The organism is Affinundibacterium danionis, assembly GCF_042432465.1.
Lineage (GTDB): Bacteria > Pseudomonadota > Gammaproteobacteria > Burkholderiales > Burkholderiaceae_D > Undibacterium > Undibacterium danionis.
Genome location: NZ_JBHLXJ010000016.1, coordinates 74,174 through 89,395, shown reverse-complemented (window position 1 = coordinate 89,395; position 15,222 = coordinate 74,174). Strand labels below are relative to the sequence as shown.

The window sequence follows — 15,222 nt, the reverse complement described above, 5'->3', positions numbered from 1 at the left end:
ATGGATAATAAAGCTGTCTACTGGCAACGCATTCGCAATTATTTCACTGTGTTTGACGGACCTTTGTCTATTCTTATTTTCTTGATCGTGGCAACCGGTATCGTGACCATGTATTCGGCAGGTATGGATTTCCCTGGGCGCTTAGAACATCACATGCGCAACATTGTGATCGCTTTTTTTGTGATGTGGTTTGTGGCGAATATTCCTCCTCAAACCTTGATGCGTTTTGCGATCCCTTTGTACACCTTGGGCGTGGCTTTGCTGATTGCGGTAGCGATGTTTGGCATGATTAAAAAGGGTGCGCGTCGTTGGTTGAATGTGGGCGTGGTGGTGCAACCTTCAGAGATTTTGAAAATCGCTGTGCCCTTGATGTTGGCTTGGTATTTTCAAAAACGGGAAGGCTCTTTGCGTTGGCGTGATTTCTTGATCGCTACAATAATTCTTGGTGTGCCTACCGCATTGATCGCCAAGCAACCTGATTTGGGTACTACTTTGTTGGTGGGCACGATAGGATTCTCCGTTATTTTCTTCGCTGGACTATCTTGGCGTCTGTTGATTGGATTGATTTTAGCGGCAGCGATTTTGATCCCCACAGTGGTCTGGCCACGCCTGCACGATTATCAGCGTGATCGCGTCATGGTGATGCTTGATCCGAGTAAAGATGCGCTGGGCAAAGGTTTTCATATTATTCAATCGACGATTGCTGTCGGATCCGGTGGTGTCACGGGTAAAGGCTGGACCAAGGGGACGCAATCTCATTTAGAGTTTATTCCAGAACATACGACCGATTTTATTTCCGCTGTGTATTTGGAAGAGTTCGGTTTCTTTGGTAGCTTATTTTTGGTGGCTTTATATTTCCTATTGATATTACGGGGGCTGATGATTGCAGCGAATGCGCCAACCTTGTTCTCACGCCTGATGGCAGGCGCGGTCACGACGGCATTTTTCATCTATTCGTTTGTAAATATGGGAATGGTGATAGGGATCTTGCCGGTGGTTGGTGTACCACTCCCATTTATGAGTTTTGGCGGTACTGCGATGGTAACTTTGGGCATGGGCTTGGGCATTTTAATGAGCGTGCAGCACAATCGTAAGTTGATGAAATCGTGATGGATAGGAACACCGTGCAAGCACAAAAAAAATCTCGTACCCGCGCCGCTCTATCGCTAGGTCTGCTTACTCTCGTTACTTTCTTGTTGAGTGCTTGCGGTAGTGCACCGAAAACTGCAACGCATAAATCAGAAGCGGTAAAAAGCGAAGCCAAAACACCTTCACACAGTTCCGCGTTACCCGCTAAAACAACTAACAACGCGCCTGCCCTACCGAAAGCCAATTCGGGTCGTGGTGGCTATTATCAAGATGATGGCCCGGGAGAGGAAATTCCGCCTGATTTGGAATCGACAGTTGATCCTATTCCAGTGCTTGAGTCTTACTCTCGCACTGGCAATAAGCCCTATAAAGTATTTGGTAAAACGTACACGCCTATTATCGATAGCACCACACCGTTTAAACAACGCGGCATCGCCAGTTGGTATGGCAAAAAATTTCACGGTAAGCGTACTTCATCGGGCGAGCCCTATGATATGTATCAGATCACTGCGGCACATCCAATTTTGCCTATTCCGTCTTATGCGCGGGTGACTAATTTAAGTAATGGTAAACAAATCATCGTCAGAATTAATGACCGTGGTCCATTTCACTCTAGCCGAATTATGGATTTGTCTTATACCGCGGCCTTAAAGTTAGGGTATTTAGGTAAGGGCAGTAGCGAGGTTGAGCTTGAACGTTTGCTGCCAGAAGATATTGCCAAGATGGCCGAGAATCGAGCTAATCAGGTTGCACTTGCACCCACAAATGCGGTAACTCCTGCGGTAACTGCGCCTGTATCTGGTGCAAACAATTCTGAACGTCCTTCATTAGAAACTTTGATCGCAGCGCAAGAGCGTAAGGCGCAAGAAGAGACTTCTATGAACAAGAGCCTTGTCGATACAAATATGGTCAATACAAGTACCACTAATGCAGGTACAGCCAATTCCGGTAATTCAGTCAATAACAACAGTGGCAATGCGTTCTATTTACAGTTCGCTGCCTTCGCTATCCGAGCCAATGCCGAAGCAAGTTTGACGCAACTGAAATCGCTTTTGCGCGATCAAGCAGTGGCGCGCGATTTGCAATTTGAAATCGTACAACAAGGGAATTTGTATCGACTGCAAAGTGGTCCTTTTGCGAGCCGCGATGCAGCAAGTCAAGTCGCGCAACAATTGGCTTTGGGTAGCGCTAAACCGATAGTGATTAGTCGCTAACAGCGCATTATGTTTTGTGTAAATGAAGGAGGCTAATGATAGTCATAAGACTTAAGACTTAAGTCGCCTTCATCTCTAATGCAAGTTGATACAGTGCATTTTTCTTTTGACCGGTAATTTGAGCGGCGAGCGCGGCAGCTTGTTTAACCGATAGCTCTTCTAATAAAATATTAAGCACGCGTCGGGCTTCCTGATCATTTTGATCAGCGTCGGCTTTTGCACCTTCAACCAATACCACGTATTCGCCTTTTTCTCTGTGAGTGTCTTGCGCTAACCAGTCAGCCGCTTCGCCTAAAGTACAGCGATGAATTTCTTCAAATAACTTGGTCAACTCTCGTGCAAATACGACCTGACGTTGCGCGCCAAAAGCTTTACAAAGCGCCGCTGTGCTCTCGATGATGCGATGTGGTGCTTCATAAAAAATCATACTAGCTGGCATGCTCGATAGATTCTCTAATACCGCATCGCGCTGTCCTGCTTTGCTAGGCAGGAAGCCAAGGAAATAAAACTGATCATTGATTAAACCGCTGACAGATAATGCGCTGAGTGCGGCCGAAGCGCCAGGTAAGGGAATTACGCGCAAGCCCGCAGCTCGCACCGCGTCCACAATAATGGCGCCTGGATCGGACACCGCTGGTGTACCGGCATCTGAAACCAAAGCGATTCTCTCACCTGCTTGAAGTCTCGTGATAATTTTTTCAGCGACTTCATGCTCATTATGTTGATGTGCGGCGAGTAAAGTTTTGTGCAAGCCATAGCGTGTCATGAGCTGAGCAGTATTACGCGTATCTTCACACGCGACCGCATCGGCCAGCGCCAATACGTGTAATGCACGTAAGGAAATATCCGCACTATTGCCGATAGGCGTTGCCACCACATACAGACAGGCGTTAGGATAGCTTTGCTGAGCCACCGCCTCTAAGAGTGCAGTGGGATGAAGGGGCGTGATAGAGTCTGTTTGCATGATGCCTTAGTCGATAGGACGTTTGCAGAGGATGAAGCAAAGATTTTAGGGGGAATTGTACGCTATGACGGAATCAAATTGGCTGGCAAAGGGACTTTCTAAGCTAGGGCGACCACGTACCGATAAGCAGATTACTGGTGATGAGGGCGAGGATCAGGCCTTACACCACCTGTTAGCGCAGGGTTTGCAGTTGGTACAGCGTAATTTTTTATGCAAGGGCGGCGAGATTGATTTGATTATGCGCGATCGCGAGTTTTTGGTCTTTGTTGAGGTGCGAAAGCGCAGTAACGGGCAATTTGGCGGCGCTTTGGCAAGCGTGACCGCGAGCAAGCAAAAACGTTTAGTTCATGCGGCGCAAGTGTATTTAAAAAACCTAAAAACGCAGCCAGCCTGCCGCTTTGATCTGGTCGCGATTGAGGCCGAGCAGCTACTTTGGTTGAAAAATATCATCTCTTAGGCTTTGAGCTTGGCTTGTAGCCGACTTAGTGTGAAACTTAGTTTGCAGCTCAGTGTCAGACTTAATGTGAGACTTATTGTGCGATAACTTCCCCTGTTTTATCGTCGATCCTCGCAGGAAAGACCGGCACATGGTAAATATGTGAAAATATTACCTGCCTTTCGCCTGCTTACTTTCTCTTAGCTCAAGTTATAATCGCCGCACTATGAAAAATCCACGCATTCTTTCGCACTTTCAGGAAAGTGCAGAACTCAAAATGATTTCAGCCGAATTGCTCGCCGATCCTATCGAGCAAGCGATAGAGCTGATGTTCACTGCTTTATCGAATGGCAATAAGATTTTGGCCTGCGGCAATGGCGGATCAGCCGCTGATTGCCAACATTTTGCAGCAGAACTGGTGGGTCGTTTTGAACGTGAACGTTTGCCTTTACCTGCACTGGCTTTGACAACCGATAGTTCGATCATGACCGCAGTTGCCAATGACTATAGTTTTCAAGAGGTGTTCTCTAAACAAGTTCAAGCCTTTGGTCAGGCTGGCGATATCTTGTTGGCGATTACTACTTCGGGTAATTCGGTGAGTGTATTGAATGCGGTTAATGCCGCATTAGAACGCGATATGCGCGTGATCGCTTTAACGGGTAAAGGTGGAGGTGAAATGCGTTCATGTTTGACGGACGCGGATGTTCATATTTGCGTACCGCATGATAGAACGGCACGAATTCAAGAAGTTCATTTGTTAACCATACACTGTATGTGTGACGGCATTGATGCCGCCTTATTTGGAGGTGATGTAGATGAGTAAATCAGTCTGGAACCCGTTGGCAAAACGTTTAGTGCGTCCGCTTTTGGTATTGAGTTTGTCGAGTGCTGCTTTGGTGAGTTTACAAGGCTGTGTGGCGGTGGTTGTTGGTGGTGCTGTGATGGGCACTTTGGCTGCGACAGATAGACGTACTTTTGGCGCTCAGACCGAAGATAAGGCGATCGTGTTAAAAGGTGAAGCTGCGATTCGACGCGTGCTCGGTGATGCTGCTCATGTCAACGTGAATAGCTTTAATCGACGTGCCTTATTGACTGGTGAAGTGGCAGACGAGGCGGCTAAAGCAGCGGCTGAGCGAGAAGTGCGCGCGGTCCAAGGCGTGACTGCGGTGCAAAATGAAATCGTGGTTGCTGGTCTGTCGAATTTTTCTTCACGCTCTTCTGATACGGTCATCACAACCAAAGTGAAAGCCTCATTTGTGGATACTAAGGATTTATACGGTAGCGCATTTAAAGTGGTGACCGAAGCTAGCACTGTATATTTGATGGGACGCGTCACGCATCGTGAAGGCGATTTAGCAGCGCGCGTTGCTGCAGGCGTGAACGGCGTGCGCAAAGTCGTCAAAGTATATGAATATATTACTGAAGATGAACTGAAGTCGATGACGGCAACACCCAGTAAAGTCGATTTGAACGAAGACAATAAGTAAGTTTATTTTTTTTCTTTATTAGCTTACTTATTGGCTCATTTATTCGCTCACTTATTCGCATATTTATTTCAGGGCTACATCATTTGATGTCGCCCTATTTTTTAGGAGAACAACATGGGATTTATTATTTTCCTGGTGGTGATTGCCGCGCTCGTTTTCTGGGCGATTAGTACCTACAATAATTTGGTTAGTTTTCGTAACCGTTTCAAAAATGGTTTTGCGCAAATCGATGTGCAGTTAAAACGTCGCTACGACTTGATTCCGAATTTGGTGGAAGTCGCAAAAGGCTATATGAAGCACGAGCGCGAAACTTTGGAAGCCGTGATTGCAGCGCGCAATCAGGCGGTGACGGCCAATGCACAAGTTGCGGTTGATCCTGCCAATGCGGCGGCGGTACATCAACTGTCCAATGCAGAAGGTGCATTAGCTTCTTCTTTAGGAAGAATGTTTGCTTTGTCAGAGGCCTATCCTGATCTCAAAGCCAATGAAAACATGTTGCAATTGACAGAGGAATTAACCAGCACCGAAAATAAAATTTCCTTCGCGCGTCAAGCCTATAACGATAGCGTGATGCAGTACAACACCGCGTGCGAACAATTTCCGGGCAATATTTTTGCGGGTATGTTTGGTTTTAAAACGGGTGAATTATTGCAGGCGACAGAGGCACCAGAGGAACGTAAAGCCGTCAAAGTGTCGTTTTAAATCTGAGTCCGCAAACCACCAGCTTTTGCCTATCTTCTATCCAGACCAAGGCCTATGAATTTTTTTGAACATCAAGCGCAGGCGCATAAAGAGAGTAAGAAATTACTATTCTTATTTGCGTTGGCGGTGATCGCAATTGTGTTAGCGGTGAATTTTACGCTAGCCTTATTGTGGATCTGGATGAAGGGGCAACCTTTAGCTGGTGCACATTTGTATCCGAGATTTTTCTTTTTGACTAACACCGGTGTGGTGCTTTTGTTTATCGGTGGCGGTACTTTATTCGAGATGTCGCGCTTGCGAGAAGGGGGAGACGCGGTGGCGCGTATGGCCGGAGGCCGTCTAGTTTCCCCAGATTCGCGAGAATTGCAAGAGCGACGTCTATTGAATATTGTGGAAGAAATGGCATTGGCGTCGGGTATTGCCTGTCCACGTGTGTATGTGATGGATGATGAAGATGCGATTAATGCCTTTGCTGCTGGTTATCACCAAAATGAAGCGGTAGTGGCCGTGACGCGAGGGACATTAACACGCCTTAGTCGCGACGAGTTACAAGGCGTAATCGGCCACGAATTTAGTCATATCCTGAACGGTGATATGCGCATGAACGTGAAGTTAATCGGCGTTCTTTTCGGGATACAGATGTTGGCAGGTTTTGGGCGGACTTTGCTCGATATTGGTTCCCACATAGGTGGTTCGCGTAGTCGAGATGACAAAGGTCCACCGTTGCAATTGATTTTTATCGCGTTCGGTGCGGCACTATTTGTCATCGGTTATATCGGTATTTTCTTTGGACGACTGATCAAATCGGCGGTGTCGCGTCAGAGAGAGTTTCTGGCAGATGCAAGTGCGGTACAGTTTACTCGTAACCCTGATGGCATTGGCGGAGCCTTACGTAAGATAGGTGGGCTAACTCGTGAAAACAAATGCGGTTCGCGCATTAAGCATCACAATGTAGAGCAGTTATCCCATATGTTTTTGGGCGCGGCACGACCTAACTTATTATCCGGTTTATTTGCCACCCATCCGCCAATCGAAACCCGATTGCAGCGTCTATATGGACGCAGCGTGGTTTTTCTGGATGCCAGTGAAATTACGGAAGAGGTGACGCATCCTGCTGGTGCTGCTATGGGTTTCGCAGCAGGCTCAGGTTCCGATTCTGATGCTGGTGAAAGCCCTCGCATTAATTACAACACAGCACCTACCGGCTTGCCTTCGCCCTTAGACGTTTCGCCTGTTGGATTTCATCCTGAATTTGGCTATCGCCCAGTTGGGAATTCTGAGGCCAGTACACCCATTTCATCCACTGCATCATCCACGCCCACCGCACCAAGCAAGCAGCAAATCCCTTCTGAAATAGTACAAGCGGCGCGCAATCCTCAAGCAGCGAATGCTTTGGTTTATGCTTTATTGTTGGATAGAAAAGACCCAGTAAGTTATCAATTGCAGCTAGATATTTTGCGTCAATCTGCCGCTCAACAATGCGCATTGGTGACGCTGTTGCATGAGGCGGTCGAGACGCTGCCTACAAGCATGCATTTTGCGGTGCTGGATTTGGCTATGCCCGCGCTGAAATTTTTGAATCCTGAGCAGCGACAGCAATTGTTGGGCATTGCGGCGCGTTTAATTGCGGCGGATCAAATCGTGACCCAGTCAGAATTCGTTTTGCAAATTGTATTGCAACGGCGGCTCAGTCCATCAGCCGGACGCGATGTCGGCGTTAAATATAATGGCTTAGCTCAGCTCAAAGCAGAAACTGGCTTGTTGGTTTCTTTGATGGCGACTACCGAGTTTGCGGCTGATCATGCGCAGCAGGCTTATTTAGATTCAGTCAGCAGCATGCCAGAACTAGCTTTAACGGCAGAGCAATTTGTAGCGCGCGACGCCTTGGATTTCTTTGAGGTGAAACGAGCCTTAGATAAATTCCAGCAGCTGGCGCCGCTGGCGAAACCTTTTGTGATACGCCTAATGCTCAAAGCAGGAGGCAATAATTTAAGTAGTGATGGAGTCAATCTATTGCGCAGTGTTTGTGCTGCGCTGGATGCGCCAGTACCAGAATTGTTTGAAGTAAAATAATCTTCAATTTAGGCTGGGTAGCGGAATAAAAGATCAACATGATCTTCACCTAATTTTTCGTAGTATTCCATCAGTTTTTCCACATCTTGCCCTGTTTCTAGCAGATTACCATCGCGCTCAATGATGGCGGCATGATATCCGAGTTCAAATAAAAACCGTAAATAGGTTCGGCCATCATTTTTACCAGTGAGTGGCATAAAGTCAGGGCTAAATTCGCTGATAATTATTGGATGCCAAGTGCTAAGTAAGCGTTTCGCCCCCATTAAAGCCCGATATTCGTAGCCTTCGACATCAATCTTGATCAGGTCGATACGGGTTTCGGCTGGAATCAAATTATCCAATGGCAGACAAGGTACTACGGTGCTATCTAATAAGGACTGTTCGTTGTTAGATAAGCTGGCCGTGGTGCCGTTACTGTAAGACCCATTCAAGCCCAAAATGCCTATGGTTTCACCTACCGCAGTATTGATAATTTGAATGTTGTTAAACTCATTTTGTCGGCGGCTTAATTCAATCAGTTTTACATTGTCTGCGCTTGGTTCGACCGCAAATATTTGTCCATCCGGATCTATCATTGAAGCCGCTAACATGGTGAAATATCCTATGTTCGCGCCCAAATCGATGATATTCATTTTGCGATGTGTGATCTGCTGGCGAAAGACTTTGGTAACGTGAGGCTCATATTCGCCATTGACGAGGTGCGCCCCCACATCCAAGTCGTCTGGACTAACGATCATATCGACTTCATTAATGCGAATTTTTTGGACTTGTTTCACTTCGCGTTTTACCACGAGCTTTTCCTGCCGCTGGGCAAACTCTAATGAATTGATATAGCTTGCTAGCACTAGGTCAAGTGGCTTTCCAATTTGTAAGCTATGACCTGGCCATTCTTCGCGATTGGGCGCCCTTCCTAAAATCAAACGAAAGCAATGAAAAATATCTTCGGACGTAGTTAATTCTGCGTAATCCCAATCACCGAATTGTTGAATCGGATTAGCCCCTACTTTCGGGCTGATTGATGTTGTGTTGGCGGCTGAGAGAGGTAGACTAGTGTCGGATATCTTGGGGGAGAATAGTTTTTTGAAAAACATTGCTTGCCTTACGCGCTTTAGGGTGGGTGTTTGGCTTGGTGCTTGGGTAGGCATTGAGGCCGATATAGAGATTGGGATTTTGGCTATCCCAATTCATTATTTTAATTCATATACTTCAGCCAAAGCGAATGAATACCCACCATTATATCAAGCGCGTCCCACAATGGCTGCTGACGCCATTAATTCTTCGATTAAAGCCAAGGACATTTTTCCTGACATCCTATGTGGATTTAGCTCAGGTAAGGCGGAATATTTCAATAAAATAGAGGGATTGATTTTGCCGAGATTAGCTTGTCCCATAGTCCAACCCGCATAGCGGCGCTGGCTGATTTCTTCATAGTCCAATAAGATTACATCTGTATGGCGTGGGTCGCGTAAGATGTGACTGTATAGGGCATTGATAGCTTCTCGTCCACCTTCTAACACCTGCATAAATACTTGGTCGCTATGGCAAAGAATGCCCGTGATTCCATGCTGAGGATTGTGATCGCGCGATTGTTGCATGATGCTTTGTACAGTATCACTTAGATTGCCATCGACGGCACGGCTGGCATATAGAAGACGAACTAACATTTTGGTTTCCCTATCACGGTTGGTGTTGTGGCTATCGTTATGGTCGATTTATTTCTTAATTAGTGATAAAAATTCGCGTCGCAAATTCGGATCTTTTAAGAATGAGCCGTGCATCACGCTATTAATCATTTTTGAATCCATATCTTTCACACCGCGCCAATGCATGCAAAAGTGATCGGCTTCCATCACGACCGCTAAGCCATCGGGTTGCATTTTCTCTTGTAAAGTATCGGCGAGCTGCACTACGGCTTCTTCTTGAATTTGTGGACGACTCATAATCCAATCGGCGATGCGTGCGTATTTGGACAAGCCGATCAGATTCGAATGTTCATTTGGCATGACACCGATCCAGACTTTGCCTATGATAGGGCAGAGATGATGGGAACAAGCCGAGCGCACCGTAATCGGGCCTATGATCATCAGCTCATTCAAATGGGAGGCATTCGGGAACTCGGTCACGGGTGGCATAGGTAGGTAGCGGCCTTTGAATATCTCATTGAGATACATCTTGGCAACGCGACGGCCGGTATCCAAAGTGTTGTGATCACTGGCAGTGTCTATGACTAGACTTTCAAGCACTTCACGCAATTTGCCCTCGACCTCTGCTAACAACTGATCGAGTTCGCCAGGTTCTATGAAGTCAGCGATATTGTCATTGGCGTGATAACGTACCTTGGCCTTGACGATACGTTCACGTATACGTTGTGAGACAGGTATAGGGGAAACTGCTTGGTAGTGGGAGTCGGTTGGCATTATTTATCCAGTCGGCGCGAGCGCCAAAAAAGCAAGAAGGCGAACAATAAGTTGCTATGGTAACTGAATCCTCAGCATTGTGTTTTTCATGCGTGTGCTTTTAGCGGTTCATTTAAGTTAACAATCCCGGATTTATGGCTCATCCTGATCAGATGATTTCCCTTTTGCCATTGCCTGCATCGCCATTCGGATAGTCTTCATCTGGCGTCCAAAATTGGTACAAGAGTCGCACATGCCCAGATGAATTTTTAGCTGTGTTCGTTCCACCAGACTTAGCTCACGATCTAAGTTTTCTGAAAGCTTTTGATGAGCTTGTTTGCAGGTATAAAAGAGGCGCATAAAAACTCTATTTCTTGGATGAGGTGTTGGCAAACCAGTTTAATTCCAGGCATTCGCGCAAACGCAAACGTGCGCGGTACAGCAGTACCCAAAGATTAGACGTACTTAAGGCCAATTCCTTACAAATTTCTTCGGTCGATAATTCTAACCATTCGCGCATCATGAATACGCGTGCCGTTTGCGTCGGCAATTTTTCCAAACAAATTTCTAAGGTTTTGAAGAAATCTTGCTGTTGCAGGCTTGCTTCCGGCGCGCCCCAAGCGCTGGCCGCCTCCACGGTGTGGCCGTTTGCATTAAACAAATGATCAACAATATCGTCATCCGATTGATCTTCTCCAGCAAAATCGGCCAGTTGTGATTCACGATTACTCGCTCTGAGAAAATCAATAATTTTGAATTTCAAAATACCAATGACATAGGTGCGTAGAGTAGATTTGCCACTGAAGCTCTCGGGTTTTTCTAGCACCGCTAACAAGGCTTCTTGTACTGCGTCTTCCGCATGGTCGGCATTTCTTAGCTGTAGCATGGCAAAGCGTTGCAAAGCTGGACGCATGCGCTCTAGTTGTTGATGTAATTCCGCAATGTGGGACATGAATAAAAATACCTGATGGATTTTAACGAGCGTCGCTTTTGCCTGTAAAATTCAGGCTAAGACCTCGATACTTCATAGGATAACCTTAATATGAGCAATACGACAAACACTCTCCATGAAACATCCGATCGTTTAGCAGGCGTCGATGCGGAAATTAAAGCGGAAATCTTGGCAGAGGCTTTGCCGTATATTCGTAAATTCCACGGCAAAACTATCGTTGTCAAATACGGCGGTAACGCCATGACCGAAGAACGTTTAAAACACGGCTTCGCGCGCGACGTGATTTTGCTCAAATTAGTCGGGATGAATCCAGTCGTTGTGCACGGTGGCGGCCCACAAATCGACAACGCGCTGAAAAAAGTCGGCAAACAAGGCACTTTCGTGCAAGGTATGCGTATTACGGACGAAGAAACCATGGAAGTCGTGGAATGGGTACTTGGCGGTGAAGTGCAACAAGATATCGTCATGTTGATCAATCATTACGGCGGTCAAGCGGTCGGTTTGACAGGCAAAGACGGTGGCTTAATCCGCGCTCGCAAAATGAAAATGCCCGATCGCGAAAACCCAGGTGAATTTTTGGACATCGGCTTCGTTGGCGAGATCGACGCGATCAATCCAGCGGTCGTCAAAGCCCTGCAAGACGACGCTTTCATTCCGATTATTTCACCAATCGGTTTCGGCGAAGACGGTCAAGCCTACAACATCAACGCCGACTTAGTTGCAGGCAAAATCGCCGAAATCCTGAAAGCCGAAAAGCTGATCATGATGACGAATATTCCTGGCGTGTTGGACAAACAAGGCAACTTAGTAACCGATTTATCCGCCAGAGAAATCGACGAAATGTTCGCAGACGGCACGATTTCAGGTGGCATGCTACCGAAGATTTCCTCAGCCCTAGATGCTGCGAAATCAGGTGTGAACACCGTACACATCATCGACGGCCGCATCCCGCATTCTTTGCTACTTGAGATTTTGACGGAACAAGCATTCGGCACGATGATTCGCAGCCATTGATGGCGATGCCTTGTCGTAATTTCAGTTTCGATTCTGGAACTTAGGTGGCGCAAAAAGGTAGGGCAGTGAAACCCGCGCCGCCAGCACATAGAACACCCAAGCAGCGCGGGTTTCACCCGCCCTACGAGAACTGTTGGAGATTTTGATGGAGCAGGTGTTCGGTACGATGATCCGTTCCCCCCTAGCATAAATTCCATTTTCGGGCGCATTATGTTGTTGTTCGGGTTTTGGATTCTCCCGCTTCTAGCGATGCCAATTGTGCGCCACAGAAAATGGAAAAAGAAAGCTTCGTTGTCTGAGCGAAGCGAGTTTCGAAGCTTTCCCATTTTTTGTGGCGCATAATTGGGAACCCGAAGGGCAGCGATAGCGCGTCGCCTTCTTTTGCTTACTTTTCTTGGCGAAGCAAGAAAAGTGAGTGGCCGTCGGGCCACCCCCGACCTGTGGACGATGAGCTTTGCTCAAAACGTAAAGCCAAAGCGAAATGCAAACAAAACCAACCATCTGGCTATTCGACCTAGACAACACCCTACACGATGCCAGCTCAGCTATCTTCCCCAGCATAGCCAACAACATGACGCGCTACATCGCGCAAGTGTTGAAAGACGCCAACCATCCATCCGATGCCACCACCGTAGAAGCACTACGAGTTGGCTACTTAAAGCGATACGGCGCAACTCTAAAAGGCATGGTCATTCACCACGGCGTTGATGAAAAAGAATTCCTACGTGAAGCGCACAAGTTTGAGCACTTGCCGGACTTGCTCACCAGAGAGCGCGGCTTGTCCAAAATACTAGCGCGACTTCCCGGCAAAAAAATCTTGTTCACCAACGCGCCACAAGACTATTCAAAACAAGCGATCAGACACTTTAATATTCACCGCCATTTTGCCGCGCATATCTCAATTGAAAATATGCGCGTGCATGGGAAATCGCATCCTAAGCCCAGCAAACCGTATTTACGCAAACTATTAGCGCAACACGGTTGGCAAGCGAATCAATGTGTTTTGGTCGAGGATAGTGTGGCAAATTTAGTCGCGGCCAAACAAATTGGTTTGCGTACCGTGATGGTCACAGGTCATGGACAACATGTGCAACAGAAAAGTATTTCTGCCAGTGCCGATATCACAGTAAAATCAGTCTTCGAATTGCCGCGACGTTTGCGTCAACTTGGTATTTTTTAGTCGCCCTCTCTCCTCAGAAAATTATGTCTATCACTAAGCCAGGTGAGCGTAAGCTCCAGATTTTACAAACCTTAGCAGCGATGCTGGAAAATCCTAAAGGCGAGAAAATCACGACGGCAGCACTGGCTGCGAAGATTGATGTTTCGGAAGCGACTTTGTATCGCCATTTTGCGAGTAAGGCACAGATGTTTGAAGGGCTGATTGAATTTATCGAGACCACGGTTTTCGGACTCATTAATCAAATTAGCCAACAACATAAAGATGGCATCCAACAGGCGCATAGCATTAGCTTGATGCTGCTTAGTTTTGCTGAACGCAATCCCGGGATGACGCGAGTTTTAATTGGTGACGCTTTGGTCAACGAGGATGAGCGTTTGCAAGTGCGTATGAATCAATTTATGGATAGAGTGGAGTTGGCTTATAAACAGGCTTTGCGCCAAGCCGGAGTGCAGGGGCAAGTAGCGGAGTCGGAAGTGGCGATGCGAGCCAATTTATTGACCAATTATGTGTTGGGGCGTTGGCAGCGTTACGCCAAAACTGGATTCAAGGCGAGTCCAACTGAACACGCCAGCATACAACTAGCATTACTTTTATAGTTCGGGCGAGAGACGTTGAATGTCGCCACGCAGTAAATTGTGCGCTTCTTCATAAAAACGCTCGATCTCGCTGGCTTTGAGTTGAATGTTCAAGATTGCTCTATCGTTATATTGCGCATCGAGAATCTGCCCGAGATGATTTTCGCATAGCCGTCGCAGTGATGATTCATCCGAAAAATTCACACTGAGTTGTATCTCGCTGAGCACCTCAATAGGGATCAGCTCCGCATTTTTGAATGCATCCGAGATGGCCTGACCGTAGGCGCGGGTTAAGCCGCCAGCACCTAATTTAGTGCCACCCCAATATCTGACTACGACTGCCAAAACATTGAACAAATCTTTATGTACTAAGACGTTGTACATAGGTTTAGCCGCTGTACCTGAAGGTTCGCCGTCATCATCCAAGCCAGAATCACCTTCGCATAACAAAGCCCAGCATACGTGTACGGCGTTGGGATGTTGGGCGCGGATTTCAGTGAGTAAGGCACGTGCTTCTGCACGCGAAAAGATGGGATAAAGTTGACCGAGAAAACGGCTTTTTTTAATTTCTATTTCGGCATGGACAGCCGATTTCAATTGATGCATACCGGTGCGAGGTCTTTCTTGTTGCAGCTAAAGTTGCAGCTAAACCTAAGTTAGATTATTGGATTACAAAGGTTTCAAAAAAAACGTCATTCACGCCACTATCGCCTTTGGTTTCGAGAACCTGATTGATCTTGGTTCGCAATTCTTCGATCAACACTTTTTTGCCTTCTATACTCTGTAACTCGCTAGACTCCTTGCTGCTTAAAGTCATGATGACGACATGGCGTACCATGGGCATATAGAGTTTGACTTTCTCGGCGACATCGTTGGCGGCGAGTTGTAAAGTGACCACGGTTTGTAGATAGCGATCAAAGCTAGCCAAATTAACGACGAAGGAATCGAGGCGTGCCACAGGCGCGCCAGATCCAGCCGATGCACTGGCTTTTTCATTGGCGTGCGCAATGCCGCAGCAAAAACTCATACTCAGGAGTGAACTCATTACAAACACGAAAGTAGATAATGTTTTGCGCATGGCGAACTCCTGAGTGAGGTAATACTTGAGTGAAAAACGTAATGTGGCAGTGGCTAAATTGA

At 46.9% G+C, this 15,222-nt stretch carries 18 protein-coding genes; 10 read left to right on the top strand and 8 right to left on the bottom strand.

Translation table 11 applies throughout. The annotated features are described in order from the left end of the window. Both rodA and ACFFJH_RS15090 read left to right on the top strand, forming a co-directional pair. Entirely contained in the window at positions 1–1,110 is a 1,110-nt protein-coding gene (rodA, locus tag ACFFJH_RS15095; RefSeq protein ID WP_390213741.1) for a rod shape-determining protein RodA, read from the top strand. Then, positions 1,110–2,303, top strand: a complete 1,194-nt coding sequence (locus ACFFJH_RS15090; protein ID WP_390213739.1) for a septal ring lytic transglycosylase RlpA family protein — start codon at positions 1,110–1,112, stop codon at positions 2,301–2,303. Before rodA ends, ACFFJH_RS15090 begins: the two co-directional genes overlap by 1 nt. A 58-nt stretch (positions 2,304–2,361) precedes the next feature. Here ACFFJH_RS15090 and rsmI read toward each other — a convergent pair whose 3' ends face one another. Next, positions 2,362–3,267 (bottom strand): 16S rRNA (cytidine(1402)-2'-O)-methyltransferase, encoded by a 906-nt coding sequence (gene rsmI, locus ACFFJH_RS15085; protein ID WP_390213738.1) that lies wholly within the window; start codon positions 3,265–3,267, stop codon positions 2,362–2,364. A gap of 64 nt (positions 3,268–3,331) precedes the next feature. Between rsmI and ACFFJH_RS15080 the strand changes: the two genes are divergently transcribed. The 5 genes from ACFFJH_RS15080 to ACFFJH_RS15060 all read left to right on the top strand — a co-directional run bounded on the left by ACFFJH_RS15080 (position 3,332) and on the right by ACFFJH_RS15060 (position 7,965). Beyond that, positions 3,332–3,724: a YraN family protein gene (locus tag ACFFJH_RS15080; RefSeq protein ID WP_390213737.1), complete on the top strand. Its 393-nt coding sequence runs from the start codon at positions 3,332–3,334 to the stop codon at positions 3,722–3,724. A gap of 205 nt (positions 3,725–3,929) precedes the next feature. Then, positions 3,930–4,526: a phosphoheptose isomerase gene (locus ACFFJH_RS15075; RefSeq protein ID WP_390213736.1), complete on the top strand. Its 597-nt coding sequence runs from the start codon at positions 3,930–3,932 to the stop codon at positions 4,524–4,526. After that, positions 4,519–5,190, top strand: coding sequence for a BON domain-containing protein (locus ACFFJH_RS15070; RefSeq protein ID WP_390213734.1), 672 nt, complete (start codon positions 4,519–4,521; stop codon positions 5,188–5,190). The genes ACFFJH_RS15075 and ACFFJH_RS15070 overlap by 8 nt, the downstream gene beginning before the upstream one ends. Before the next feature lie 114 nt (positions 5,191–5,304). Continuing rightward, a complete protein-coding gene (locus ACFFJH_RS15065; RefSeq protein WP_390213733.1) occupies positions 5,305–5,892 on the top strand; it encodes a LemA family protein in 588 nt (195 codons plus the stop codon). Positions 5,893–5,946: 54 nt separating this feature from the next. Then, on the top strand, positions 5,947–7,965 hold the full coding sequence (locus ACFFJH_RS15060; RefSeq protein WP_390213732.1) for a M48 family metallopeptidase: 2,019 nt from the start codon (positions 5,947–5,949) through the stop codon (positions 7,963–7,965). 8 nt (positions 7,966–7,973) lie between these two features. On the opposite strand, the gene ACFFJH_RS15055 is transcribed toward ACFFJH_RS15060, so the two are convergent. From ACFFJH_RS15055 to ACFFJH_RS15035, 5 genes are all read right to left on the bottom strand, one after another. Next, the gene (locus tag ACFFJH_RS15055; RefSeq protein WP_390213731.1) at positions 7,974–9,056 is read right to left on the bottom strand and encodes an FkbM family methyltransferase; all 1,083 of its coding nucleotides are present in this window, start codon (positions 9,054–9,056) and stop codon (positions 7,974–7,976) included. A 147-nt stretch (positions 9,057–9,203) separates the two neighbouring features. Beyond that, positions 9,204–9,629 (bottom strand): BLUF domain-containing protein, encoded by a 426-nt coding sequence (locus tag ACFFJH_RS15050; RefSeq protein ID WP_390213730.1) that lies wholly within the window; start codon positions 9,627–9,629, stop codon positions 9,204–9,206. 48 nt (positions 9,630–9,677) lie between these two features. Next, on the bottom strand, positions 9,678–10,382 hold the full coding sequence (gene folE, locus ACFFJH_RS15045; protein ID WP_390213728.1) for a GTP cyclohydrolase I: 705 nt from the start codon (positions 10,380–10,382) through the stop codon (positions 9,678–9,680). Positions 10,383–10,514: 132 nt separating this feature from the next. Next, on the bottom strand, positions 10,515–10,721 hold the full coding sequence (locus ACFFJH_RS15040) for a zf-HC2 domain-containing protein (protein WP_390213727.1): 207 nt from the start codon (positions 10,719–10,721) through the stop codon (positions 10,515–10,517). Between the two features lie 7 nt (positions 10,722–10,728). Continuing rightward, positions 10,729–11,313 carry a sigma-70 family RNA polymerase sigma factor gene (locus tag ACFFJH_RS15035; protein ID WP_390213726.1) on the bottom strand — a complete coding sequence of 195 codons (585 nt, stop codon included), beginning with the start codon at positions 11,311–11,313 and terminating at the stop codon, positions 10,729–10,731. Positions 11,314–11,403: 90 nt separating this feature from the next. On the opposite strand from ACFFJH_RS15035, the gene argB reads away from it, so the two are divergent. From argB to slmA, 3 genes are all read left to right on the top strand, one after another. Then, a complete protein-coding gene (gene argB / locus ACFFJH_RS15030; RefSeq protein WP_390213724.1) occupies positions 11,404–12,327 on the top strand; it encodes an acetylglutamate kinase in 924 nt (307 codons plus the stop codon). Positions 12,328–12,808: 481 nt separating this feature from the next. After that, positions 12,809–13,507, top strand: coding sequence for a pyrimidine 5'-nucleotidase (locus ACFFJH_RS15025; RefSeq protein WP_390213723.1), 699 nt, complete (start codon positions 12,809–12,811; stop codon positions 13,505–13,507). 23 nt (positions 13,508–13,530) lie between these two features. Next, positions 13,531–14,103, top strand: a complete 573-nt coding sequence (gene slmA / locus ACFFJH_RS15020) for a nucleoid occlusion factor SlmA (RefSeq protein WP_390213722.1) — start codon at positions 13,531–13,533, stop codon at positions 14,101–14,103. On the opposite strand, the gene ACFFJH_RS15015 is transcribed toward slmA, so the two are convergent. Beyond that, on the bottom strand, positions 14,098–14,688 hold the full coding sequence (locus ACFFJH_RS15015) for an IMPACT family protein (protein ID WP_390213721.1): 591 nt from the start codon (positions 14,686–14,688) through the stop codon (positions 14,098–14,100). The two genes, slmA and ACFFJH_RS15015, sit on opposite strands and share 6 nt — an antisense overlap. Before the next feature lie 55 nt (positions 14,689–14,743). Then, positions 14,744–15,160: a flagellar basal body-associated FliL family protein gene (locus tag ACFFJH_RS15010; RefSeq protein ID WP_390213720.1), complete on the bottom strand. Its 417-nt coding sequence runs from the start codon at positions 15,158–15,160 to the stop codon at positions 14,744–14,746. Positions 15,161–15,222 lie beyond the last annotated feature (62 nt).